Origin of the sequence: Thauera sp. WH-1 (assembly GCF_047806685.1) — a bacterium.
Classification (GTDB): Bacteria; Pseudomonadota; Gammaproteobacteria; order Burkholderiales; family Rhodocyclaceae; genus Thauera.
The window spans coordinates 45,506-70,823 of record NZ_JBLQGP010000016.1 but is presented as its reverse complement, the minus strand read 5'-3'; the positions used below and the strand labels follow the sequence as shown (position 1 = coordinate 70,823).

The following is a 25,318-nucleotide window of genomic DNA, read 5'->3' as shown; positions in this document are numbered from 1 at the left end:
CGTGCTAGACTCGCGCCGCTTCCCTCAGTGTGTTCCCGATGCAGATCCAGCTCCTGATTCCCGGCCTGCTGTGGCCCGCCGCAACGCTGCTCGGGCCCGCCTCGGGCCTCGCGCTCGACGGTCTCGCCACCCTGCTCGGCCGCGGCCGGCGCCAGGTCAGCCCCTTCGAGCCCTATGACCGCCAGCTCGCACGGCTTTTTGGCCTGCCCGGCGACAGCGTGCCGATGGCAACCTTGCGCCGCCTGGGCGAAGCCGATGCGCCGCCCCACGATCCCGGCCGCCACTGGCTGTGCGCGGACCCGGTCAATCTGTCCTTTTCGCGCGAGCACCTGCTGCTGCAGGCCTTTCCCGACGACGAGCTCGAGGACGAAGAAAGCGCCGAACTGGTGGCGGCGCTGAACGAGGTCTTCGCCGACCTGGGTCGCTTCGAGGCCTGCACGCCCACACGCTGGTACCTGCGCCTGCACCAGCCGAGCGCAGTCACGCTCTACCCGCTCGACGATGTCACCGGACGCCCCATCAAGCACTTCCTGCCCGAGGGCGAGGACGCCCGCCTGTGGCAGCGCACGATGAACGAAGCACAGATCGTGCTGCACAACCACGCACGCAGCCGTGCCCGCGAAGAGGCCGGGCGACGTCCGGTCAACAGCGTCTGGCTGTGGGGCGCCGGCGCACTCGAGCAGCCCCTGCGGGCGCCCGCGCGCCAGGTGCAGGCCACCGATCCGGTCAGCATCGGCCTTGCCCGCGCTGCCGGGCTGCCGGTCGGCGCACCGGACGCCGCGGCGGCCCTCGCCCAGGACACGCTGGTAGTGCTCGACAGCCAGCGCAAGCCCGCCCAGCAGCTAGACCTCCAGGCGTGGCGCGGCGGTCTCGAAGCCCTCGAGCGCGACTGGTTCGCCCCACTTGCCGCTGCGTTCCAGCATGGACGCCTCGACACGCTGCGCCTCACCGCACCGGGCGACCGCGGAACGCTGCAGCTCGAATTGTCGCGCAGCGCGCGCTGGAAGTTCTGGCGCAAGCCCTACGCCTTCGAGACCGTGTTGAAGTCCCTCGCCCCCGCGCCGATGCCCGTCAGCGACACCCCGCCCCCCACGAATCCAGCCCAAGCCCGATGACCCGCATCCAGCCCCGCGCCGTCTCGCAACCTGCCCTCAGCCGCCTCGCCGATGCCGGCCTCCATCCCCTGCTCGCCCGCCTTTACGCCGCGCGCGGCATCACCCGCGCCGAAGAACTCGACACCAGCCTGAAGAACCTGCTGCCGCCCGAGGCGCTGAGCGGCACGCAGGCGGCCGCGCAACTGCTCGCCGACGCCATCGAAGCCGGCGCCCGCATGGTCATCGTCGCCGACTACGACTGCGACGGCGCCACCGCCTGCGCGGTCGGCATGCGCGCGCTGCGCGCTTTCGGCGCCGACGTGCATTACCTGGTGCCCGACCGCGTCACCCAGGGCTACGGCCTCACGCCGGCGATGGTCGAGCTCGCCGCCCGCCTGGAGCCGGACGTGCTGATCACCGTCGACAACGGCATCGCCAGTGTCGAGGGCATCGCCGCCGCGCGCGCCCACGGCATGACCACCCTCATCACCGACCACCACCTGCCCGGCGACGTGCTGCCCGAAGCCGACGTGATCGTGAACCCCAATCAGCCCGGCTGCGACTTCCCGAGCAAGGCGCTGGCCGGCGTGGGCGCAATGTTCTACACCATGCTTGCGCTGCGCGCCGAGCTGCGCGAGCGCGGCGCCTTTGCCGACGCCAGGGAGCCCAATCTCGCCGACCTGCTCGACCTCGTCGCACTCGGCACCGTGGCCGACGTCGTCAAGCTCGACCGCAACAATCGCATCCTGGTGGCCCAGGGCCTTGCGCGCATGCGCGCCGGGCGCATGCAGCCGGGCATCCGCGCCTTGTTCTCGCTTGCCGGTCGCGAGCCGGCGCGCGCCAGCACCACCGACCTGGGCTTCATGATCGGCCCGCGCCTGAACGCCGCCGGGCGGCTCTCCGACATGAGCCTGGGCATCGAATGCCTGATCACCGACGACGCCGGGCACGCGATGAACATCGCCCAGGAGCTCGACAAGCTCAACCGCGAGCGGCGCAGCATCGAAGCCGGCATGCAGGAAGAGGCGCTGATCCGCCTGGAAGGCTTCGACGCCGGCAACCGCGCCACCGTGGCGCTGTTCGAGCCCGACTGGCATCAGGGCGTGATTGGTATCGTCGCCGGCCGCATCAAGGAGAAGCTGCACCGCCCGACCATCGCCTTTGCGCGCGCCAACGACGGCGAACTCAAGGGCTCCGGGCGCTCGATCGCCGGCCTGCACCTGCGTGACGCACTCGACCTGGTCACCAAGCGCCACCCCGAGCTGATCGTGCGCTTCGGCGGCCACGCGATGGCCGCCGGATTGACGATCCGCGAGACGGAGCTCGCCCGCTTCGACGCCGCCTTCGAGGAAGTCGTCAGCGAACTGCTCGAGCCCGCCCAGCTCGAGCGCCGCATCGAAACGGACGGCACGCTCGAGTCCGGCTATTTCGCCCTCGACGCGGTTCGCATGCTGGACAACGAGATCTGGGGCCAGGGCTTCCCCGCGCCGCTGTTCGACGACGTGTTCCGCGTCGAGCGCCAGCGCGTGCTCAAGGAGCGCCACCTGAAGCTCGAGCTGAGCCGCAACACCGCACGCTTCGAGGCCATCCAGTTCAACCATGCCGGCGGCGCGCCGCAACAGATCCACGCGGCCTATCGGCTGGGCATCAACGAGTTCCGCGGGGTGTCGAGCGTGCAGTTGATGCTGGAACACTTCGAGGCGGCCTGAGCAGCGTGCGGTTTCCATCGCCCCGGGCACCCGGCGACAGGCCCGCACACGCACACGCAGTCGCACTCGCACTCGCACTCGCCGTGCGGCACGCTGCTGGATCTGGCGGCGAGCGCAGGGCGCAGCGAGCAGCGAGCCGGGACGCACCGCCCATGTTGGGCGCACAAGAAGAAAGGCCCCTGAATCTCAGGGGCCTCCAGGTGGGATCGCTTGAACGCCCTGCTTACGCGGCCTTCCTCGCCACCTTCTTCTCGGTGCTGCCGGCAGCGGCACCCACCGGCGGCACGACCTCTTCCGCCGCGGCCAGACTGCGCTCGGCGAACTCGCTGCTGGTCCTGATCACACGTTCATACGCTTCGGTCGCGCTGCTCAGGGCCGACTTGATCTGCTCGACCACTTCGGCGCTGCCGGTGGGGCCGGAGCGGGCCATGGTGTCGAGCAGCGAGCCGAAGGACTGGGCGAGTTCGTTGGCGCGGTCGACGTTGATCTGCCCGATCTCGGCCTGCGACTTGATGCAGATGCTGCTCGCATTGCGCAGGTAGTCGCTGGCCAGCTCGAGCGAACGTGCCGCCGAACCCGACTGCGCAGTCAGCTGCTCGAAGAAGCTCCCGCCATTGCTCACTGTGGCGCTCGCCTTGTACGACCTCACCGTGTTCATGTTGAGCGCGAACATTTGCTCCGCTGTGTTCAGCGTGATCTCAACGATCGCATTGAAGGCATCCCCGTTGGCCGTGACGACTTCGGTAAATCGTTCATGCAAGGGCGTGATCGAATGCATGGTGTGCTCCTGAAAAGTGGAAAGTGGCGATGGCGGTCGCCAAAAAAATGACATGCGGTTTGCCGGTGAAGCTCATCCGGAAGGCAACCCCATTGTGCAGGGCAAGCCGTCAGGCGTCTGTCAGTTCAGTGGCAGCGCAAGGTCGGAAAAACAGTCAATCGGTGTCGGATTATTCCTATGCGCTCTTGGTCGCGACGGAAACCGGTCCGTGCGCTCCACCAGCAGACCCAGAGCCTGGGCACTGGTCTCGATGAAACGCGCCTCGATTTCGCTGCAAAAGGGCCCGAGCAGCACGCAAGCGGGCTCGCGTCGTGCACCTGATCGTCTTCGACCGGACACCCGCGTGACGGCGGGCACGACCAGGTAATAGCCCGGGCGCGACGAATCGACCGGCGGCAGCGCGCGCACCGACCGGCCCTGCTCGCGCAACCCGACAAACCTCTCCTGCAAGTTCTGCACAGCTGTCTCCTCCACGCGGTGGCGCGTCAGGCACTCGCCTCGTGCCTGCCCCGACACCCCCGCTGTCGTTTCGCGCAGCGCTTTCGGGTGATCGGAAAAACGTGCCGTGTGCCTATTCGCGCACCTTCGTTGTTCATTCATTCCGCGCCGCAATCATGCAACTTCGATTGACTGCAGTCTGTCGGCAAAGGGCTGGATCATCGTCGGATGAGCGCACCGTGCACGTAGGATTTTTCCTACACCGATCAATCACTTGAGGCTGGCATACCGCTTTTCGGAAGATTGCAGTAGGCTAAGGGCGGTGTCCCCCGGTTCGGGATCGGGTTACGCCCCTGCTGCGTACCGGATTGCCCGATGGAGTCGATTCCCGATCATGAAGCCTGATTGCCGGCCCCCTAACTCGGCCCAGCCCCCCGCACAACGCGGGCCGGTCGCGGTCGATCGACAAGGCACCGCCTTGCCCGAGCGCGCCGCCGGAACACTGCTGCATCAAACGCGAGGGGATCAGGCCGGGCTGGAGGCGCACTCCGACGTCGCGCACGACAGGCCGTATGATTTGAAGGCGTCGCCGGATCGCTACCTCAGCCTGTTCGATCACGCGCCGACCGCCCATCTCCTGCTGGACGACAAGGGCCGCATTTCCGAACTCAATCGAGCGGCAGCCATGCTGCTCGGAGAAGTCCGCAGCAAGTCGCTCCGCCGTCGTTTTGCGCGGTTCCTGCACCCCGAAGCGATCGACACCTGGCGCCAGTTTCTCCGCCACGGACTGCAGCACGAAGACATGCACAGCTGTGAGCTGAGGCTTCAGCGCCGTGAGCGCGAGGCCTTCTGGGCGCGCCTGAGCGGCCGTCGTCACCTGGAGACGGACGGAACCGTGGTGCTGCAGCTCGCGCTCGAAGACATCAGCGAACGCAAGCAGCTGGAACAGAGGCTGCTCGAGAAGGAGCGCCACCAGCGCGCCCTCCTGGACAACATCCCGTTCATGGTGTGGCTGAAGGACATCGACGGCCGCTTTCTCGCCGTCAACCGCGCATTCGCCCGATCATTCGGCGGAGATCGCGCCGAAGAATTCGTCGGCAAGAGCGATTTCGACCTCGTTCCGCCCGCGCTGGCCATGGGCTACGTCGCCACCGACCGCGAAGTGCTCGCGTCGCGCCGGCAGATCACGCTCGAGGAGGAGACTCACAACAACGGCCACTCCACCTGGTCGGAGACCTACAAGGCGCCGGTCCTGCACGATGACGGCAAGCTGCTCGGCACCGTCGGTTTCGCGCGCGAGATCACCGCTCGCAAGGAGGCCGAGTCCGCCCTGCTGCACCTGAACGACGTGCTCGAAGAAGAGGTCGCCGAGCGCACCGCCGAGGTGGATGCGCGCTCGCTCGCGCTCTCCGAATCGGAGCGCTTCTTCCGCGCGACGATCGATGCCCTGCCCTCCAACCTGTGCGTACTCGACGAGTCCGCCGGCATCGTCGCGGTCAACAAGGCATGGCGCGAGTTCGCCGCCGCCAACGGCGGCAACCCCGACCAGATGAGCGAAGGAACCAACTATCTCGAGGTGTGCGACGCCCCGGCAACGGGTTCGCCGGGCAGCGCCCTCGAGGTGGCGAACGGCATCCGCGAGATCCTGGCGGGGAAGCGCAAATCCTTCGTGCTCGAATACGAGTGCAGCACGCCGGTCGAACAACGCTGGTTTGAAGTCCGCATCTCGCGCTTTGCCGGCGAAGGTCCGGTACGTCTGGTCGTGGTCCATGACAACATCACCCGGCGACGGCAACTGGCAAGCGCCCAGCGCGAAACCTCCCTGCGCCTGAAGCGCCTCGCGGCCCACCTCGAATCGGTGCGCGAGGAGCAAAGCACGCGGATCGCACGCGAGGTCCACGACGAACTGGGCGGCACCCTGACCATGCTCAAGCTCAGCCTCGCCACGACGATGGACAGCCTGACGGAGGCTGCACCCTTGGCGGCCCCGTTGCAGGGCATGCTCGAACAAGTGGATGCGGCATTGCAGACGGTGAAGCGCATCTCCGCCAACCTGCGCCCCGGCATGCTCGACACGCTCGGGCTGCTGGCGACGATCCGCTGGCATGCGGATCAGTTCTCCCGCATGACCGGGATCGCGGTCGAACTGGACATGCCGCCCTATGTGAGCCTCACGGCCGAGGCCAGTACCGCGGTGTTCCGCATCATCCAGGAAGGGCTGACGAACATTGCCAAGCATTCGGGGGCGAAGAAGGTGAGCATCACCGCGGTCACGCACAAGGGAAACCTGATCCTGCGGATCTGGGACAACGGCAGGGGACTGCCGAAGGACAGCCTCGGCAAGCACGACTCGTTCGGCCTGATCGGCATGCTCGAGCGGGCACAGAACCTTGGCGGCGAACTGTCGCTGAGCGGCACGCCACAGAGCGGAACGCAACTGACGCTGCGGCTTCCGCTGGACGCCGGCGCCGCGCCGGCCATTCGGCGCGAGGCGTGAGCATGGTCAGAATCGTCATCGTCGACGACCACGCCGTCGTCCGCAGCGGCCTGCGCCAGTTCCTCGCCGCAACCGAAGACTTCGAGGTCGCGGCCGAAGCCGCAACCGGTGGCGAGGTGCTCGCCCTCGTCAATTCGACCGAAGCGGACGTCGTGCTGCTCGACATCACGCTGCCCGACATCAACGGGCTCGAAGTGCTCAAGCGCATCAAGCTGGTCCAACCCGCCCTGCCGGTGCTGATCTTCAGCATGTTCTCAGAAGAGGAATTCGCGCTGCCGGCGCTGCACGCAGGCGCATCGGGCTACCTGAACAAGGACAGCCCGCCGGCACAGATTCTGACCGCAATTCGCACCGTGGTCGGCGGCGGGCGCTACGTCAGCCCCGCACTGGCCGAGCGACTGCTCGACGGTACGATCCATGCGGCCAGGCGGCTGCCGCACGAGACCCTCTCCCCGCGCGAGATGGCCGTGCTGCTGTTGCTGAGCAAGGGGGTTCCGCTTACCAGGATCGCGGAACAGATGCATCTGAGCGTGAAGACGATCAGCACCTACCGCTCCCGCATCCTGGACAAGCTGAACGTGCAGTCCAACGCCGAGATCACGCGCTACGTGCTGCAGCACAAGCTCGGCCCCGATTAGCAGTCACGGCCAGCCTGTGCTAAAACCCCTGCCTGCATCTGGACACTTCAAGGAACACGCATGACCACCTCGACACTGCAACGCATCGGAAGCCGGGACCGAGCCTGCGCAGACGCCGCCACCCTGCGGTCCGATCCGCCCACGGCGCGCACCTGCCACGACCCCCTCGCGCCCTGGCTCGGTATCGCCAGCCAGGCCAGCGAGATGATGCTCGCCTCCGTCGAGGTCATCGGCCACCGTACCGGACGCATGGCCACCGCCGGCCCTGCGCCAAGCGCCGACGATCTGGATGAGTTCAGCCTGATGGCGCAGGAAAAGTTCGAGGCGGCGACCGAATCGTCGTGGTCGGTGACCGCACATTGGCTGCAGCTCAACCAGCAGCTGTGGGCGCAGATGTTCGCCCAGATGCAGGCCGGCATGGCGGCGATGATGTCGGCGGCAAGCAGCCCGAACGTTGCCGAATCGATGTCGCACCACGCGGCGCTGATCGCCGCCCTGTCCCCCAGTGCCGACGCACACGCGCAGTTCTCCCACGCCGCCGCCGACCTCGCCCGCCGCGCGCTCGAGCCGATCCACGCCCGCGCGACGGCCAATGCCGAGCGCCTCGGCAGGTACGCTGCCGGCACTGCCTGAGCGATGGCGGGAACATCGACGGCGCGCTAGGCTCCAATCGGGCAGGCAGCAACAGGGAGCAAGGGCCACAAGCTCCTGTCACCCCGCCTGGTGAGGCCACGCACCCAGCACCCAGGCATCTTTACGCTGCCGCGTCGTGGCGGCTTCATTCGAGCCGCAGCGAGACTGAAACGGAGATTGCCATGAGCACCGTCGCCCGCTTCCAGATCGATCACGTCCGCTTCCTCGACCCCCAGGGCGAAATTCTCGCCCCGCTTCCCGATTTTGCGCACGACGCCACGGCGCTGCTGCCCTTGTACCGTGCGATGTATCTGACGCGCACCTTCGATGCCAAGGCGATCGCGCTGCAGCGCACCGGCAAGCTCGGCACCTTCGCCTCTGCCCTCGGTCAGGAGGCGATCGGCGTCGGCGTGGCGAGTGCAATGCAGGCCGAGGACGTGCTCTTTCCGTCCTACCGCGAGCACGCCGCGCAGCTGCTGCGCGGCGTCACCATGGCCGAGAGCCTGCGCTACTGGGGCGGCGACGAGCGCGGCAGCGACTTCGCCGGCCCGCGCAGCGACTTCCCGATCTGCGTGCCGATCGCCACCCAGGTGTGTCATGCCGCCGGCGCTGCCTATGCATTCAAGCTCAGGCGCGAAGCGCGCGTGGCGGTGTGCTTTCTCGGTGACGGCGCGAGCTCGAAGGGCGACTTCTACGAAGGCATGAACTTCGCCGCCGTATGGCAGGCACCACTGGTGCTGATCGTCAGCAACAACCAGTGGGCGATCTCGGTGCCGCGCAGTGCGCAGACATCGTCGGCGACACTGGCGCAGAAGGCGATCGCGGCCGGCATCGAAGGCTGCCAGGTCGATGGCAACGACGTCGTCGCGGTACGCCATGTCGCCCGCCAGGCGATCGACAAGGCGCGCGCCGGCGGTGGGCCGAGCGTCATCGAGGCGCTGACCTACCGCCTCGGCGACCACACCACCGCCGATGACGCCTCGCGCTACCGCGACCCGGCGCTGGTGCAGGAGCAATGGTCCTTCGAGCCGCTCACCCGGCTGCGCAACCACCTGCTGCGGCTCGGTGCCTGGGGCAAGGAGCAGGAGGAGGCGCTCGCCCACGACTGCAGCGAGGCGGTCAATGCCGCGGTCGAGGACTACCTCGCCACCCCGCCACCGCAGACGGCGGCCATGTTCGAGCACCTGCATGCCGCACTGCCCAAGGCCCTCGAGGCAGAGCGCGAGATGGCGCTGCGCTTCGCCCCACCGAGCGGAGGCGATCATGGCTGAGATCAATCTCGTCGAGGCGGTCAACCTGGCCCTCGGCCGTGAAATGGAAGCCGACCCGGCGGTGGTGCTGCTCGGTGAAGACATCGGCGCCAACGGCGGCGTGTTCCGCGCCACCATCGGCCTGCAGCAGCGCTTCGGGGCCGAGCGCGTGATCGACACGCCGCTGGCCGAGACCGCCATCGCCGGCACCGCAATCGGCATGGCGGCGATGGGGCTCAAGCCGGTGGCCGAGATCCAGTTCTCGGGCTTTCTCTACCCTGCCCTCGACCACCTCATCAACCACGCTGCGCGCCTGCGCAATCGCACCCGCGGCCGCCTCGCCTGCCCGATGGTGTTGCGCACCCCCTGCGGCGGCGGCATCCATGCGCCCGAGCACCACTCCGAGAGCCCTGAGGCCCTGCTCGCCCATACCCCCGGCCTGCGCGTCGTCATGCCCTCCTCCCCGGCACGCGCCTACGGCCTGTTGCTGGCGGCGATCCGCGACCCCGACCCCGTAATGTTCCTCGAGCCGACCCGTCTCTACCGCCTGTTCCGCCAGCCGGTCGACGATGATGGCGAGGCCCTGCCGCTCGACGTCTGCTTCACCCTGCGCAGCGGCAGCGACCTCACCCTGGTGAGCTGGGGCGCGATGCTGCACGAGACCCAGGCGGCGGCCGACGCCCTGGCGGCCGAGGGCATCAGCGCCGAGGTGATCGACGTCGCCACCCTCAAGCCGCTCGACATGCCGACCATCCTCGAGTCGGTGGCGCGCACCGGGCGCTGCGTGATCGTGCACGAGGCGGCCCGCAGTGCCGGCCTGGGCGCCGAGATTGCCGCCAATCTCGCCGAGGAAGGGCTGTACTCGCTGCTCGCCCCGGTGCAGCGGGTCACCGGCTACGACACGGTGATGCCGCTTTCCCGCCTCGAATATCAGTACCTGCCGAGCGTCGAGCGCATCGTCGCGGCGGCCAGAAAGACCCTGGAGGGATCATGAAGATCTTCAAGCTGCCCGACCTGGGCGAAGGCCTGCAGGAAGCCGAAGTCGTCGAATGGCACGTCAAGGCCGGCGACGAGATCGCCGCCGACCAGCCGCTGGTGTCGGTGGAGACGGCCAAGGCGATCGTCGACATCCCTTCACCCTACTCCGGCCGCGTAGCGAAGCTGTATTGCGAGGCCGGCAAGGTGGTGCACGTGGGCGCGCCTCTGGTCGGCTTCGAGGGCGCGGGCGAAGAGGCCGACAGCGGCACCGTGGTCGGCGAGGTGCAGGTCGGCAGCGAGGTGAAGGCCGAGGCGCCTGCCGCCGTCAGCCACGCCGGCGCCGCCATCCGTGCCACGCCGGCGGTGCGCGCGCTGGCCCGTCAGCTCAATGTCGAGCTGGAGATGGTGACCCCCTCCGGGCCGGATGGCGTCATCACCACCGCCGACATCAAGCGCGTGGCGAAGATCCTGTCCGAGGTCGGCCCGGCCGAGATCCTGCGCGGGGTGCGCCGGGCAATGGCGCAGAACATGAGCCTGGCGCAAAGCGAAGTCGCCGCCGCCACCGTCATCGACGACGCCGACATCCACGCCTGGGCGCCGGACGCCGACATCACCATCCGCCTGATCCGCGCGCTGGTGGCCGGCTGCCGCGCCGAACCCGCGCTCAACGCCTGGTACGAGAGCCACAACATGGGTCGCCGCCTCGTCAGTCGCATCGACGTCGGCATCGCGCTCGACCTCCCCGAAGGCCTGTTCGTGCCGGTGCTGCGTGACGTCGCCCAGCGTGACGCGGCCGACCTGCGCGCAGGCCTCCAGCGCATGCGCGCCGACGTGCTCGCACGCAAGATCCCGGCCGAAGAGCTGCGCGGCAATACGATCACGCTATCGAACTTCGGCATGATCGGCGGCAAGTACGCGTCGCCCATCGTGCTGCCGCCCACGGTCGCCATCCTCGGCGCCGGTCGGGTGCATGAGCAGGTCCGGGCGGTCGATGGCCAGCCCGCGGTGCGCCGCGTGCTGCCGCTGAGCCTGTCCTTCGACCACCGCGTAGTCACCGGCGGTGAGGCGGCGCGCTTCCTGATGGCAGTGATCGAGGATCTGCAACAGGCGTCCTGAGGCGGGCTTACGACCTACACCGCGAGCGCGCAGCGGGCGTCGAGGAGGGCTTCGAGCTCGGCCAGCGGCAAGGGGCGGCTGAACAGGTAGCCCTGGTAGAGGCGACATCCTTGCTGCGCGAGGAAGATGCGCTGCTCGTGGCTTTCCACGCCCTCGGCGACCACGCCGAGCCCCAGGTTATCGGCGAGCACGATGATCATGCGGGCGATCGCCGCATCGTTGGGATCGATCAGGATGTCACGCACGAAACCCTGGTCGATCTTCAGGCGATCGAGCGGCAGGCGCTTGAGGTAGGCGAGCGAGGAGTAGCCGGTGCCGAAGTCGTCGAGCGAGAAGCCGACCCCGCGCGCCTTGAGCGCATCCATCTTCGCGCCGACCTTGTCGACATCGGTCACGAGCGAGCTCTCGGTCAGCTCCAGTTCGAGCCGGGCCGGATTCGCCCCCGAGCGCTCGAGCGCGCTCAACACTTCGCCGACGAAGTCTTCCTGCCTGAACTGGCGTGCGCTGACATTGACCGCGATCTTGAGCTGGGCGCGCTGCGGATCATGCGCCCAGGCCGCCAGCTGGGCACAGGCGGTCTCGAGCACCCAGCGCCCCAGCGGCAGGATCAGGCCGTTCTCCTCGGCCAGCGGGATGAACTCGGCCGGCGGAATCATCCCGCGCTCGGGGTGGCGCCAGCGCACCAGGGCCTCGAGACCGACCACCCTGCCGTCCGCGGCGACCTGGGGCTGGTACTGAAGCAGGAACTGCTGCCTCTCCAGCGCCTCCCACAGCCCGGCCTCCACCTCGGCCCGCGCGCTCACCTCGGCCTGCATCTTCGGATCGAAGAAGCGCAGCGCGTTGCGCCCGGCGAGCTTGGCCTGATACATCGCCATGTCGGCGCGCTTGAGCGGCTCCTCGACGCGTTCGCCCGGGTGGTCACCGAACAGCGTCACGCCCACGCTGGCAGAGACCCGATGCTCCGAACTACCGAGCTCGAAGCGCTTGTGCAAGGCCTGCAGGATCTTGTTGCCGATCGCTTCCGCATGGTGGCTGGCCTCGATGACATCGCTGCTCAGCTCCTGCAGCATGACGACGAACTCATCGCCGCCCAGCCGGGCCACGGTGTCGTCCCGGCGCACGCAGTGGATGAGGACGGCCGCGACCTGCTCGAGCAGGCGATCACCTTCATCGTGGCCCACCGTGTCATTGACGGCCTTGAAGTTGTCGAGATCGATGAACAGCAAGGCACCCTTGCTCCGGTCGCGCGCACCGGCCTCGAGCGCGAACTCGAGCCGCTCCATCAGCAGGCGGCGGTTGGGCAGGCCGGTCAGCGGGTCGAAGTAGGCCAGCCGCCTGACCTCGGCCTCGGACGACTTGCGTACCGAGATGTCGCGCGCCGAATTGAACAGCACCGTCTTGCCATCGACCTCGAGCGGAAACGCACTGATCTCGACCGGCAGCACACTGCCATCCTTGCGCCGAAAGGCCGACTCGAAGGTGTGGACCTCGCGCGATGCGAGCAGGCGCGAAAGGCCCGTGCGCAGCGCCTCCTCCGGGTAGTACGCATCCCATTGCGACACGTTCATGCCGATGATGTCACCGTGCGCGTAACCGAGCATGCGGCAGAAGGCGTCGCTGGCCTCGATCACACTGCCATCCCCATCCATGATGTGGATGCCGTCGCTCGCGTTCTGCAGCAGGATGCGGCTGCGCTGGTTGGCGCGCTCGTTGGCACTGACCAGTCGCCACAGCAGCCCGCCCGCGAGCACCGTGACCGCCAGGAACAGCGCCCACAGCAGCATCGCCTTGCGCACGTCCTCGCGCCATTGCGCCAGATAGTCCTTCTCGCCCCAGCCGAGCACGACGAAGGCCGGCATGCGCTCGAGCTTGCGGTAGGCATTGATGCGCGTGACGCCATCCGCGGTGCGCGTGCTGTAGAACGACTGTGCCTGCACCCCGGAGGCGACGATCTCGCTCAGCTCCTGCGAGCCGCCGCGGCTGCCGATCGCACCCGCCGGCGAGTCGAGCGCGGGCCAGCGCGCGATCATCACCATGTCCTGGTCGCGTATCAGCGCGATGCCATGCGGCCCCAGCCTGAGACCCGCCAGCAGCCCCTGGAAATGCGCAGCCGGCACCGCGGCCGTGATGATCCCGGCAAAGCGGCCATCGCGTGCGTTGTAGCGGCGCGAGAACACGGTGATCCATGTGTCGGCGATGCGCCCGAACAGCAGCTTGCTCGCCCGGGTGCGCTCATCGTCCCGCGCACGGTGCTCGATGAAGAAATCGCGGTCGGCATAGATCACCTGCGTATCCGGCCTCACCCCGTGTCCAAAAACCACCTTCCCCGACGCATCCGTGACGCGGATCTCGACAGACTGCGACAGCCAGCTTTGATGCTCGGCGATCAGACCGTTGACCTCGCCTCGGTCGAGCGACCACCCCTGGCGCAGCTCCCGCTCGAGATGGGCCTGCACCTCGCGTAACAACAGTTCGATCTCGCGCGCCGAGGCGCTCACGCTCTGGTCGAGCAACAGCGCCATGTTCTCGACGGTGGTGCGCACCTCCTGCTCCTTGCGCTCCTTCGCGGCTGACAGCGCATACGCGAGCAGGCCCCCCGTGAAGGCGTTGAGTGCCAGCACGGTGGCGATCAAGGCCAGGAAAACCGTCTTCTTGTTCTGATGCATGGTTCCGCCGGACGAATGTGAGGGGCGATGACGGTCGGTTCGTCGTCGATCCAGCCTGGATGTTAACTGCGCCGGGCCGCTCGCTTCCAGTCATTGCGCGCACCGTGCGGGCACCCCGCGCAAGGCCGGCGCCGACCTGCCCGCGCCACAAACCCGACTGCAGCCCCCGGCGCGCTGCCGCTATAATGCGCGGTTTCCCAGATTGAGCCGGAGCCGCAGCCATGGAAGCCGAACGCCAGAACGCCATTGCCGAAAAACTCGCCGACCTCGCCGCCCGCGGTCGCGAACTACGGAGGTATCTTTGACTACGATGTGAAAGCATCGAAGCTCGAAGAAGTTAACCGCGCGCTCGAAGACCCGGCGGTGTGGAACAACGCCGAGCGCGCGCAGGAACTCGGCAAGGAAAAGCGCCAGCTCGAGGACGTGGTGCTGACGCTGCAGAAGATCGACGCGCAGTCGCGCGACCTGAAGGATCTGTTCGAGCTCGCCGAAGCCGAGGACGACGACGACACCTTCGAGGCGGTCGAGGCCGACCTCGTGGAGCTGCAGGGCGCGATCGAGAAGCTCGAGTTCCGCCGCATGTTCAGCAACCCGATGGATCCGAACAACTGCTTCATCGAGATCCAGGCCGGCGCCGGCGGCACCGAGGCGCAGGACTGGGCGGGCATGCTCGAGCGCATGTACCTGCGCTACGGGGAGAAGAAAGGCTTCACCGTCGAGCTGATGGAAGAGACCGAGGGTGAAGTCGCCGGCATCAAGAACTGCACGATCAAGCTCTCCGGCGAGTATGCCTACGGCTACCTGCGCACCGAGACCGGCATCCACCGCCTGGTGCGCAAGTCGCCGTTCGACTCCAACGCGCGCCGCCACACCAGCTTCACCTCGGTTTTCGTGTTCCCCGAGGTCGACGACTCGATCGAGATCGAGATCAACCCCGCCGACCTGCGCATCGACACCTACCGCGCCTCGGGCGCCGGCGGTCAGCACATCAACAAGACCGACTCGGCGGTGCGCATCACGCATGAGCCGACCGGCATCGTCGTGCAGTGCCAGAACGACCGCTCGCAGCACAAGAACAAGGCCGAGGCCATGTCGATGCTGAAGGCGCGCCTGTACGAGCTCGAGCTGCGCAAGCGCCAGTCCGAGCAGCAGAAGCTGGAAGACTCCAAGAGCGACATCGGCTGGGGCCACCAGATCCGCAGCTACGTGCTCGACCAGTCGCGCATCAAGGACCTGCGCACCAACTACGAGGTCGGCAACACCCAGAGCGTGCTCGATGGCGACCTCGACGACTTCATCGCCGCGAGCCTCAAGCAGGGCGTCTGAGGTTTGACCGAGCCCTTTCTCTCCGACTTCCTCGCGCCCGGCGTCGACGCCGACGAAGTGCCCGAGCTGGCGACGCTGACCTCGGCGCGCCCGCTGCTCGAGGCCTTCATCACGCTGTTCCGCGGCACCGAGGCCGAGGTGTTGATGCGCCTGCTGGTGCTGCGCGAGATCGGCCGCGAGGCGGACGCGCCGCGTTGGTCGCCCGAGGCGCTGCGCGCGCGCTTCACCTATCTCGACCCGGTCAAGCTCGAGACGGTGCTGAAGCGCCTGCGCGACAACGGCCTGCTCGCGATCGGCGAGGACGGCCACTACGCGCTCTCCGACGTCGGCCGCAACGCCGTCGCCGCCATCGCCATGCTGCTGCGATTTGGCGAGGAGGAGGATGCCGAGCTGGGCTTTCTCACCGCCCAGCTCGCCGGACTGCAGGCGGTGGGCAGCATCACGCCCGAAGCGCTCGGCCATCTGCTGTCCAAGCTCAACGACCTCAGCTGGCACTTCGAGGAGTCGATCGCATCCGGCTCGGAGTTCCGCATCCTCGATGCCCGCCGCCGGCTGTCGGCCAACGGGCGCTGGCTCGCGCGCGGCACCGACATCCTCAACACGCTGCTCGCCGACCCCGAGGTCGACTTCGACATCGCCCGCATCGCGCAGCGCATCGGCCTCGCGCAGTCGCGACTGGCGCGGGTGGATGCGTCCTTCCAGCGCGCCCTGAACAAGATCGAGGCCCAGCGGGTCACGCTCGGCGGCTCGGGCATCTCCTCGTCCGACGTCGCCGCCTGGCTGCGCAGCCTCGATGCGTCGGTCATCGCCGGCCTGGCGCTCGACAGCTTCGCCGCGGTGCCGGAGCTGGCGCTGCTGGCCGGCGGCCACGAGCTGCTCGATCGCGCCGAGGCGATGCTCGAAGGCGAGGCCCTCGCCGCCGAGTCGCCGGTCGGCCTGCCGCCGCCCGACGCGGCCGCCTCCGATGTCGCCCTGCAGGCCGAGGACCTGCGCCTGCTCGAGCACTTCACCCAACGCCTCACCGCCTTGCCCGCGCCCCAGCCGCTGCATCAGGTCGTCGCCGGCGGCGGTTTCGCCCCCGCCAGTTATCGCCTGTCGCTGCTGGCGCTGCTGGCCGACGGCGCCGAGGCCGGCCCCGAAGACGGCCCGGTCGGCAGCCTGATGCGGCTGCCGGTGGAGGTCGACTTCGGCGACAGCCTGACCCCGGTCGGCGCCGATGAGATCGCCGCGATGACACTGGGCGAAGTGCGCCCGCGCACGCCCGCCGCGGCCGCATCCCTCGCCCCCCTACAGCCCCAGGCGGCGGGCTGAGCCCGCCACCGACACGCCGCGCCCGTCATGGAACACGAACTCAAGACCCTCACCGCGCGCCTGCTCGCCCAGCGCTGGCTGCCCCGCAGCGACCGCCTGGTGCGGCGCGCGCTGGTGGACGAGACCTTTCGCCTCGAACTCGACCGCCGCCTCGCCGAGGTCGGCCTGCGCCTGCTCGACAACCCCTACGCCGCCCACGTCGGTGTCGCGCTGCAGCCCGAACTGGCCGAGCCGGTGTTCGGCGCCGGGCGCGAATACGCGGCCAGCAACCTCGGCCTGAACCGCGACGAAGTCGCCCTGCTGGTGATCATCTGGTCGCTGATCGTGCTGCCCAAGCGCGAACGCCAGGTCACCCGGCGCGAGCTGGTCGATGACGGCCAGACCGACCTCTTCGGCGGCGACAAGCCGGTCGCACACGGCGAGTCGGTGTCCGGCACGCTCACCGAGGCCTCGCTGATCGCCGACTTCGGCCCCCGCCTGGGCGGACGCACCAAGGTGCGCAACTTCATGCTCGGCAAGCTCGCCCGCCTCGGCTTCATCGAGCGCCGCAACGGCCTGATCAGCGAAGGCCCGCTGCTCGACCTCGCGCTCGACTACCGGGTGCTGGCCGACCGCATCATCCACGGCACCCTGGGCGAAGTGCTCGCTGCCGCCGGCCACCACCTGCCCGGCGCCAATGCCTTCGCCCTTGCCGACCGGCTGCCCGACGAAGCCGACGACGAAGAGGAGGCGCCCTGAGCCATGGCCCTGCCCGTCATCGACCCCGCGCGCTACGAGGACCAGCTCGCCGCCAAGCTCGACCGCTACCGCGCCGACTTTGCCGAGTTCGACCTGCCCGAGCCGGCGGTCTTCCGCTCCGCCCCGCTGCACTACCGGCTGCGCGCCGAGTTCCGCCTGTGGCACCAGGACGGCCGCGTCGACTACGCGATGTTCGACCGCGCCAACCCCAAGCAGCCGATCCTGCTCGAGACCTTCCCCGCCGCCGCCGAACCGATCGCGAGCCTGATGCCGCGCCTGCGCGACGCGATCCAGGCCAGCGAGCCGCTGCGGCGCAAGATCTTCCAGGTCGAGTTCCTCGCCACCCTGAGCGGCGAGTGCCTGGTGAGCCTGGTCTACCACCGCCCGCTCGATGAGGCCTGGGAGGCCGCCGCGCGCGCGCTCGCCGCCGCGCTCGACATCCAGGTCATCGGCCGCAGCCGCAAGCAGAAGATAGTGCTCGAGCGCGACTGGGTCCAGGAGGTGCTCGAGGTCGACGGCCAGCGCCTGCGCTACCAGCAGTTCGAAGGCAGCTTCACCCAGCCCAACGGTGGGGTGAACCAGCACATGCTGAGCTGGGCGCGGGCGCAGGCGCGGGCGCAGGCGCAGGCGGTGGGCGCGCGCCCCGAAGGCGCGGGCGACCTGCTCGAGCTCTACTGCGGCAACGGCAACTTCACCGTCGCGCTGGCGCCGCTGTTCGGCCGCGTGCTCGCCACCGAGATGAGCAAGACCTCGGTGCGCGCCGCCCACACCAACCTCGCCGACAACGGCGTCGGCAACGTCACCATGGTGCGCATGGCGAGCGAGGAGATCAGCGACGCGCTCGCCGGCGGCCGCGAGTACCGCCGCATGGCGGGCGTGGACCTGGCCGGCTATCGCTTTTCCACCCTCTTCGTCGACCCGCCGCGTGCCGGTCTCGACGCGGGCACGATCGCGCTGGCGAAGGGTTTCGACCACATCCTCTACATCTCCTGCAACCCGGAGACCCTGCGCGACAACGTCGCAGCACTGGCGGAAACGCACCGCATCGCGGCCGCGGCCGCCTTCGACCAGTTCCCCTACACCCACCATCTCGAGTGCGGGCTGCTGCTGCAGCGGCGCTGAGCCTCACCGCGACCCAGGCCCATGTTCCACATCAAGACCCTCGAAGTCGTCCACTGGGACTTCTGGCGCCGCTTTGCGCTGCCGCTGGACGCCCAGATCATCACCATCGTCGGCCCCAACGGCTCGGGCAAGACCACCCTGCTCGACGCCCTGCGTACCCTGTTCGCGCTGCGCTGCTCGGGCAAGCGCGACTTCCGCCGCTACGTGCGCCGCGCCGAGCGCAGCTTCGCCTGGATCCGCGCGGTGGTCGCCAACCTGCCGGGCAGCACCGGCAAGCGGCCCTTCTTCCCCTGCCTGACCGACGAGGTCACCCTCGCCTGCCGCATCCGCAAGGCCGGCGGCGACTGGATCCGCGACTACACCATCGTCGATGGCAACCTGCCGATCGAGGCGCTCGAGCAGACCAACGACTGGATCGGCCTGCGCGACTACCAGAACCGCCTGGCCTGGGGCGGGCTGACGCCGGCCATCACCAAGGTGCTGGCGCTGGAACAGGGCGACACCGACAAGCTGTGCGAGTACTCGCCCAAGGCGCTGCTTGAGCTGGTGTTCGACGTCTTCGGCGACAAGGAGGTGCTGGACAACTACCAGGCCGCGCGCGAGGAACAGAAATCCGCCGAGCGCGAGCTCGGCGAGCTGGGCATCGACCTCGACCGCCTCAAGACCCAGGCCGAGGAGAAGAAGGCCGAGGCCAACCGCTTCCTCGAATGGAAGCAGCTCGCCGACGAGATCCACGCCCTGGAAGCCGAGATCGTGCCACGCCTGGAAATTGCCGAACTCGAGCGCGACATCGCCACCGAGCGCGAGGCCTTGCAGCGCGTGGGCCACGAGCGCAGCGACAAGCTGGTCGAGCAGCGCGAGTCGCGCCACCGTCTGGAGATCGTGCGTGCCGAGCAGAGCGCCGCCCAGGCCGAGCGCAAGCGCCTCAAGGATGAAGACAGCGCGACCGAACAACGCTACCTCGCCGCCCACGACCGCGTGCGCGACCTGGAGAAGCTGCTCGCCGAGCGCGACGTGCTGCGCGCCCAGCTCGCCAGCGAGCACGGTGCCGACGCCGTGGCGCTGGAAAAGGAGCACGAGGACGCCGACACCGCGCTCGCCAGCCTGCGCCGCAAGGAACGCGAGCTCGTCGCCGCCTTCGAGGACAAGACCGACACCTTGCGCGGCGAGCGTCACCGCGCCGGCCCGCCGGGCGACGCCGAGGTTGCCCGCTTCCGCGTCACGCTGAGCGCCGAGGGCATCGCCCATCGCAGCCTCGCCGAGGTGGTGGAGGTGACCGACCCGGCCTGGCAGGCCGCCCTCGAAGCCATCCTGCGCCCCTATCGCCACCTCATCCTGCTCGAACGCGACAGCGACCGCCACACCGCCTGGGCGCTCGGCGAGCGCGAACGCTTCCGCCACTTCATCGTGGCGGAACGCGAGACCGCGCCGCCGCCACGACCGCTGAGCCTGGCCGAGGTGGTCGAGTTCGGCGCGCCGGTGCCGCGCTGGCTCGCCGACCTGCTGAACCGCATCCGTCGCGTCGACGACGCCGAGGCCGCACGCGATCTGCCGCGCGAGCAGGAGTGGATCACCCGCGACGGCTATCACCGCGAACGCCGCGGCGCCCGCCACCTCGGCCGGCCGCAGGAATTCCACTTCGGCGAGCTCGCGCGCCAGTCGCGCATCGCCGCACTGCAGGACGAGATCGCCGGGCTGGACAAGCAGCTCCACGCCCTGCGCCCCAAGCTCGACGCCGCCGCCGCCCGGCTCACCGCCATCCGCCAGCGCCTGCTCGGGCTGCAGTCTGCGCAACTGCTCGCGGCCAAGGCCGACACCTATGCCAGCGCCGAGGCCGAGCTGCCCGCCGCGCGCAAGGCGCTCACCGGGGCGATCGCCGAGCGCAGCGAGACGCGGGGCGCGTTGGACCGTCTTTCCGAAACGCTCAACGGCATCCAGATCGAACTCGATCGCCGCAATCGCGAACTCAAGGCAGTCGAGCTGCGCCTGGCCGACCTCGCCCGCGAGCACGGCCCGCGCCGCCACGCCCAGGCCGAACGCATCATGAAGCTACGCCGCCGCCGGCGCGGCATGCCTCCGCACTGGCTGGACGCCGGCGAGCTCGCCCTGCTCGCCGACAAGTACGGCGACGCCCGCGGCGCCCGCCTGCAGCTCGAACGCCTGCGTCGCCACCTCGACGAGGGCGACTGGATCACCGACCCCGCGGTGCTGGTCGTGCGCGACCGCCTCGCCGCCGACGTCGCCGTGCGCGAACGCGACTATCTCAACCGCCAGGGCTACTGCACCACCGCGCGCCTGCATACCGACAATGCGCGCGCCGCCTACATCGCCAAGCTGCGCGCCACCGTGCGCCAGTACGCCAGGAATCTGAAGGCGCTCGGCGAACTCGCCAACGTCAGCGTCGACTGCCCGACGCCGCACCTGGAGAACGACGACCTGTCGCTCGCCCAGGCCGGGCTGGAGGTGCGCTTCGACTTCGACCGCAAGGGCGCGGTCGGCCTCAACGACGGCGAGGCCTCGGGCGGCCAGCAGGTCATGAAGTCGCTGATCCTGCTCATCGGCCTGCTGATGGACGAGGCGCGCCCGGGCGGCTTCGTCTTCATCGATGAGCCCTTCGCGCATCTGGACGTCGCCAACATCGACCGCGTCGGTACCTTCCTGCGCGCCACCCGCGCGCAGTACCTGATCACCACCCCGGTCACCCACAACGCCAACGTCTTCGCCCCCGCGCAGCTCACGCTGGTCACGCGCAAGAAGCAACCCGGCAGCGACTGGGCGCCGCCGATCGGGGTGCTGCAGCGGGCGGTGGATTGAGTCCCCGCTGCCCTCAGGGCTCCAGCAGCGCTTCGGCCGGGACACCAACGCGGACGTTGCCCCAGTGGCGGCCGCCGACGCTGAGCGGCATGGCGATGTCGCACAGCACCTCGCCGGTGTCGCGCAGGTAGGTCTGCAGCAGCATCGGCTCGGTGTTGCGGGCGGCGCGCAGTTCGGGCGGGCGCTCGAACTTGCGGCAGGTGCGGTTGCCGCTCAGATCCTGCGCGGGATCGCCGGTCAACGGCCTGGAGAACTTGCTGTTGTGCGCCGACAGGTAGCTGTCGGTGTTGACGGCCACGGCAAAGGCCGCGCCGCGCGCCGCCGCCAGCGACTCGTCGAGGATGGACTGGCAGCGGCGGGTGAATTCGTCGCCCCAGCTCACCTTGAACTTCTGCGGATTGGTGCCGGCAAGCGGACGGTAGTTGCGGTCGAAGACATCGACGCGCGCATCGAGCATGGCCTGCAGTTCGGCCTGGATGCGATCGCGGAAGAGGCGGGTCTGGTTCACCACCGTGTCGAAGGCGCCGCTACCGATCCTGAAGCGCGAGACCATCTCCTGCACGGCCTCGGTCGCCTTGGCGAGCTCCTGCGTGCGCCGCTCGCAATCGACCATCTCCTGCACGACGGTTCCCGACAGGTCGTGGATCGCGGTGACGTTGGCATGGACATGGGCGTTGGTGTCGGTCAGCGACTCCATGCCGGCAGCGATGTGGATGAGCTGCTCGCTGGTGCGCTCGAATTCGCCCACCATGTGGTTGAACTGGTCGGCCGAGTTGGCGACGACGACGCGCGTCTGCGTCACGTCGGCGTTGATCACCTCGTTCTCGGCGCGCGTGTCGCCCACCAGCTCGAGCATGCCGTTGATGTTGCCGACGATCTCCTGGGTGGCCTTGTTGACGCGCTCGGCGAGCTTGCGCACCTCGTCGGCGACCACGGCGAAGCCGCGCCCGGCCTCGCCCGCGCGCGCCGCCTCGATCGCCGCATTGAGGGCGAGCAGGTTGGTCTGGTCGGCGATCTCGCGAATCAGCGAGGCGATCTGCTTGACGCTCTCCGAGCGCTGCGACAGGTCGTCGACGGTGTGGTTGAAACGCTGCAGCTTCTCGCCGACGGCATTGATCTTGACCTCGATGTTCTGCACCTCGCCCAGCGACTGACGGGCGATCTCGAGGTTGCGGCGGGTCGATGCATCGATCTCGCGCGCATTGAGCGACACCTCACCGATGGCGGCGGTCGAGCGCGTGCTGGCGTCGAACACGGTCTCGGTCATCTCGCCCTGCTGGCGCGCGTCGCGCGCCGAGGTCTCGACCCCGAGCTTGACCTGCACCGCCTCGCGGGCGATGCGCACGCTCATCTGGCGCACCTTGCCGATGATCTCGCGCATCTTCCCGGCGAAGCGGTTGTAGCTGGCGGCAAGCTCGCGCAACTCGTCATGCGTGGTCAGCGGCAGGTCGCGCGAGAAGTCCCCCTCGCCACGCGAGATCTCGTCGAAGATCCCGGTGATGACGCGGATCGGGCGCACGATGAGGTGCCGCAGATAGAGAATCTGGCCGACCATCACCACGAGCACCGCCACGGACAGCCCGAGCATCGCGTAGAGCCCGCCATCGAAGATCCCGGCCACGGCGGCCGCGGTGTGCGCCGGGACCTCGCCCGCCTGAAGCGCGGCCTCGATGCGCGAGCGCTGCAAGTGCCAGACCAGCAGGTAGCCGAGATTGAAGACGAACAGCAGCAACAAGCTGAAGAGCTTCTTGGTCAGCGAGTTCCAGAACGTCTTCTCGATGGTTTCGTACAGCTCCCTGTAGGTGCTCATGGGGCATTCCCGTGTGAAGGCGACAGCGACTGGGCTGTTATCGGTCCCCGTGCTGGCGACTTTAGGGCCTCAACGGCATTCCTCACTGAGGCTCGAGGAGGCCTGCAGCAGCAAGTACTCGCGAAACGCGTCTGCGGGCATCGGACGTGCGCACAGATAGCCCTGCACCCGCGTACAACCATGCGCGAGCAGGAAGTCGAGCTGCTCGTGCGTCTCCACGCCTTCGGCAATCGTCTCGAGGCGCAGGATGCGCCCGAGCTCGATGATCAGCCGCACGATGGCGGCATCCTCGGCGTCGGCACCGATGTCGCGCACGAAAGCCTGATCGATCTTCAGCTTGTCGATGGGAAAGCGGCGCAGATAGGCAAGGCTGGAATAGCCGGTGCCGAAGTCGTCGATGGCCAGCCTCACGCCGAGGGCCTTGAGCCCGCGCAGCGTATCCAGCGTGCGACCCGCGGGGTCCTCCAGCAGCAAGGACTCGGTGAGCTCGAGTTCAAGGCAGTGCGCCGGCAGCCCCGTTTCGGCGAGGATGCGGGCGACGAGCTCGACCGGATCGTTGCGACGAAACTGCAGGGCCGACACGTTTACCGCGATCGTGTGCAGCGCCAGGCCTTCGGCCCGCCAGCGGCACGCCTGCAGGCAGGCCTCGCGCAGCACCCACTCGCCAATGGGGACGATCTGGCCACTGCTCTCGGCGACCGGGATGAAGCGGTCGGGCGGCACCCTCCCGAGTTCGGGGCTGTGCCAGCGCAGCAGCGCCTCCGCCCCGGCAATGGCGCCGGTGACCAGGTCGACCTGGGGCTGGTAATGGAGCTCGAGCTCGCCGCGCCCGATGGCGTGACGCAGATGTCCCTGCAGCAGCAGTCGATCGTGCGCATCGGCGTTCATGCGCGCCGCGAAGAAGCGGTAGGTGTTGCGTCCCGCCTCCTTGGCCGCGTACATGGCCGTGTCGGCCTTCAGCAACAAGGCGTCGAAGTCGGCGCCGTCATCGGGATGCATGGCGATGCCGATCGAGAACGAGCAGGTCAGCGCATGGCCGTCGACCTCGAAGCCGGGCGTCATCGCATCGAGGATCTTCTGCGCCACCTGCGAGGCCGACTCGGCGCCGTGCAGGCCCGGCAACACGATCAGGAACTCGTCACCGCCCTGCCGGCTGATGGTGTCGCTGTCGCGCACGCAGGCCGACAGTCGTGCCACGACCGCCTGCAGCAGACGATCGCCGAGGGTGTGGCCGAGCGTGTCGTTGATGATCTTGAAATGATCGAGATCGAGGAACAGCAGCGCCACCTGCAGCTTCTCGCGTGCCGAGAAGGCCAGCGCCTGCTGCAGGCGGTCACGCACCAGCACGCGATTGGGCAGGCCGGTCAGGGCATCGTGGTGGGCGAGATAGGCGAGTTTCGCCTCCATCGCACGGCGCTCGGTGAGGTCGGCGAAGATCGCCACGTAATGGGTCGCACGCCCGTCATCGTCGCAGACGGCGCTGATGCGCAGCCATTCGGCCAGCGCCTCGCCGCTGGCCCGCCGGCTCCATGCCTCGCCCTCCCAATGCCCGCTGTCGCCCACGGCCGCCCACACCGTGGCCAGATCGGCGGCGCCCGCACGCTGCTCGATCAGCGAGTCGATGCTGAGCTGATCGATGTGTTCGGCGCCATAGCCCATGATGCGCTTGAAGGCGGCATTGGCCGCCACCGCCCGGCGCCCGGCATCCAGGATCAGGATCGCCTCGCCGCTGCGCTCGAATACCTGCGCGGCGAGCCGCAACTCGCGCTGGGCTTCGCGCTGCGGGCGCAGGTCGACGTCGACGCAGTACATCTCCGGCCGATCCTGCTCGTTCTTTAGCAGGACGTGACTGGAGAAGACCGGCAGCAGGTGACCGTCCTTGTGCCGCAGTTCGATCTCGCCGGCGGGAATCGGCCGACCCAACTCGACCCAGTCGCGATGCAGGGCGATGACGTCTTCCCGCATCGGCTCCGGGATGATGAGCTCCTCCAACCGCCGCCCCAGCGCCTCTTCGCGCGTATGGCCGTACAGCCGTTCGCTCGCCGAGTTCCACACCACCACGCGGCGCTCGATGTCGTAGCCCTGCACGGCGATGTTGTCGATGTCCTCGAAGACCGCGCGCAGGCGCTGCTCGCTCGTCGGTGGAGCACTGGGTGCCGGGCCGCCATCGGCGAAACCAGGTTGGGGCGGAGAGTTCATGACAATGACGCGGACGACAGGGGTCCGCCATCATGCTGCGCGGCAAGCTGGCCGGTCGCGGCAATAGCTCACGACGGCAGACGAATTCCGGCGGTGACGCGCCGCGCGCGCCGCGACCGCGCACCACGGCGAGCCGAACGCCGCAGGCGTGCGCACGGCCCGGCAATTGCTCCGTCTTCACGGGCCTGCCACAATTACGCC

Annotated in this window: 18 protein-coding genes; 13 read left to right on the top strand and 5 right to left on the bottom strand. The window is 68.6% G+C overall.

What is annotated here, in order from left to right; genetic code table 11:
- Positions 1 to 38: 38 nt before the first annotated feature.
- Both ACMV5O_RS15395 and recJ read left to right on the top strand, forming a co-directional pair.
- Positions 39 to 1,115 (top strand): hypothetical protein, encoded by a 1,077-nt coding sequence (locus ACMV5O_RS15395; protein WP_416164283.1) that lies wholly within the window; start codon positions 39 to 41, stop codon positions 1,113 to 1,115.
- Positions 1,112 to 2,803: a single-stranded-DNA-specific exonuclease RecJ gene (gene recJ, locus ACMV5O_RS15390; RefSeq protein ID WP_416164282.1), complete on the top strand. Its 1,692-nt coding sequence runs from the start codon at positions 1,112 to 1,114 to the stop codon at positions 2,801 to 2,803. Before ACMV5O_RS15395 ends, recJ begins: the two co-directional genes overlap by 4 nt.
- Positions 2,804 to 3,026: 223 nt before the next feature.
- Here recJ and ACMV5O_RS15385 read toward each other — a convergent pair whose 3' ends face one another.
- Complete coding sequence (locus tag ACMV5O_RS15385) at positions 3,027 to 3,581, bottom strand: hypothetical protein (protein ID WP_416164281.1); 555 nt, start codon at positions 3,579 to 3,581, stop codon at positions 3,027 to 3,029.
- 120 nt (positions 3,582 to 3,701) lie between these two features.
- Complete coding sequence (locus tag ACMV5O_RS15380; protein ID WP_416164280.1) at positions 3,702 to 4,040, bottom strand: hypothetical protein; 339 nt, start codon at positions 4,038 to 4,040, stop codon at positions 3,702 to 3,704.
- 457 nt (positions 4,041 to 4,497) lie between these two features.
- On the opposite strand from ACMV5O_RS15380, the gene ACMV5O_RS15375 reads away from it, so the two are divergent.
- The 6 genes from ACMV5O_RS15375 (at position 4,498) to ACMV5O_RS15350 (ending at position 11,131) form a co-directional block, all read left to right on the top strand.
- Positions 4,498 to 6,516, top strand: coding sequence for a PAS domain S-box protein (locus ACMV5O_RS15375; protein WP_416164279.1), 2,019 nt, complete (start codon positions 4,498 to 4,500; stop codon positions 6,514 to 6,516).
- A gap of 2 nt (positions 6,517 to 6,518) precedes the next feature.
- Positions 6,519 to 7,154 carry a response regulator gene (locus ACMV5O_RS15370; protein WP_416164278.1) on the top strand — a complete coding sequence of 212 codons (636 nt, stop codon included), beginning with the start codon at positions 6,519 to 6,521 and terminating at the stop codon, positions 7,152 to 7,154.
- A 60-nt stretch (positions 7,155 to 7,214) separates the two neighbouring features.
- Positions 7,215 to 7,787, top strand: coding sequence for a polyhydroxyalkanoate granule-associated phasin (locus ACMV5O_RS15365; RefSeq protein ID WP_416164277.1), 573 nt, complete (start codon positions 7,215 to 7,217; stop codon positions 7,785 to 7,787).
- A gap of 182 nt (positions 7,788 to 7,969) precedes the next feature.
- On the top strand, positions 7,970 to 9,058 hold the full coding sequence (gene pdhA, locus ACMV5O_RS15360; RefSeq protein ID WP_416164276.1) for a pyruvate dehydrogenase (acetyl-transferring) E1 component subunit alpha: 1,089 nt from the start codon (positions 7,970 to 7,972) through the stop codon (positions 9,056 to 9,058).
- Positions 9,051 to 10,031 (top strand): alpha-ketoacid dehydrogenase subunit beta, encoded by a 981-nt coding sequence (locus ACMV5O_RS15355; RefSeq protein WP_416164275.1) that lies wholly within the window; start codon positions 9,051 to 9,053, stop codon positions 10,029 to 10,031. The genes pdhA and ACMV5O_RS15355 overlap by 8 nt, the downstream gene beginning before the upstream one ends.
- Positions 10,028 to 11,131, top strand: a complete 1,104-nt coding sequence (locus tag ACMV5O_RS15350) for a dihydrolipoamide acetyltransferase family protein (RefSeq protein WP_416164274.1) — start codon at positions 10,028 to 10,030, stop codon at positions 11,129 to 11,131. Before ACMV5O_RS15355 ends, ACMV5O_RS15350 begins: the two co-directional genes overlap by 4 nt.
- Before the next feature lie 14 nt (positions 11,132 to 11,145).
- Here ACMV5O_RS15350 and ACMV5O_RS15345 read toward each other — a convergent pair whose 3' ends face one another.
- Positions 11,146 to 13,797 (bottom strand): EAL domain-containing protein, encoded by a 2,652-nt coding sequence (locus ACMV5O_RS15345; protein WP_416164273.1) that lies wholly within the window; start codon positions 13,795 to 13,797, stop codon positions 11,146 to 11,148.
- A gap of 221 nt (positions 13,798 to 14,018) precedes the next feature.
- Here ACMV5O_RS15345 and prfB point away from each other — a divergent pair.
- The 5 genes from prfB (at position 14,019) to ACMV5O_RS15320 (ending at position 21,108) form a co-directional block, all read left to right on the top strand.
- Positions 14,019 to 15,123 (top strand): peptide chain release factor 2 gene (gene prfB, locus ACMV5O_RS15340; RefSeq protein ID WP_416164272.1). Its coding sequence is split into 2 segments (ribosomal slippage): positions 14,019 to 14,099 and positions 14,101 to 15,123, totalling 1,104 coding nucleotides; the frame shifts between segments, so codons are not numbered across the junction.
- Between the two features lie 3 nt (positions 15,124 to 15,126).
- The gene (locus ACMV5O_RS15335; protein WP_416164271.1) at positions 15,127 to 16,434 is read left to right on the top strand and encodes a hypothetical protein; all 1,308 of its coding nucleotides are present in this window, start codon (positions 15,127 to 15,129) and stop codon (positions 16,432 to 16,434) included.
- A 27-nt stretch (positions 16,435 to 16,461) separates the two neighbouring features.
- A complete protein-coding gene (locus ACMV5O_RS15330; RefSeq protein ID WP_416164270.1) occupies positions 16,462 to 17,172 on the top strand; it encodes a hypothetical protein in 711 nt (236 codons plus the stop codon).
- A 3-nt stretch (positions 17,173 to 17,175) separates the two neighbouring features.
- Entirely contained in the window at positions 17,176 to 18,294 is a 1,119-nt protein-coding gene (trmA, locus tag ACMV5O_RS15325; protein ID WP_416164269.1) for a tRNA (uridine(54)-C5)-methyltransferase TrmA, read from the top strand.
- Positions 18,295 to 18,315: 21 nt separating this feature from the next.
- Entirely contained in the window at positions 18,316 to 21,108 is a 2,793-nt protein-coding gene (locus tag ACMV5O_RS15320; protein WP_416164268.1) for an AAA family ATPase, read from the top strand.
- 13 nt (positions 21,109 to 21,121) lie between these two features.
- Here ACMV5O_RS15320 and ACMV5O_RS15315 read toward each other — a convergent pair whose 3' ends face one another.
- Positions 21,122 to 22,918, bottom strand: a complete 1,797-nt coding sequence (locus ACMV5O_RS15315; RefSeq protein ID WP_416164267.1) for a methyl-accepting chemotaxis protein — start codon at positions 22,916 to 22,918, stop codon at positions 21,122 to 21,124.
- A 69-nt stretch (positions 22,919 to 22,987) separates the two neighbouring features.
- Positions 22,988 to 25,117, bottom strand: coding sequence for a putative bifunctional diguanylate cyclase/phosphodiesterase (locus ACMV5O_RS15310; RefSeq protein ID WP_416164266.1), 2,130 nt, complete (start codon positions 25,115 to 25,117; stop codon positions 22,988 to 22,990).
- Positions 25,118 to 25,318 lie beyond the last annotated feature (201 nt).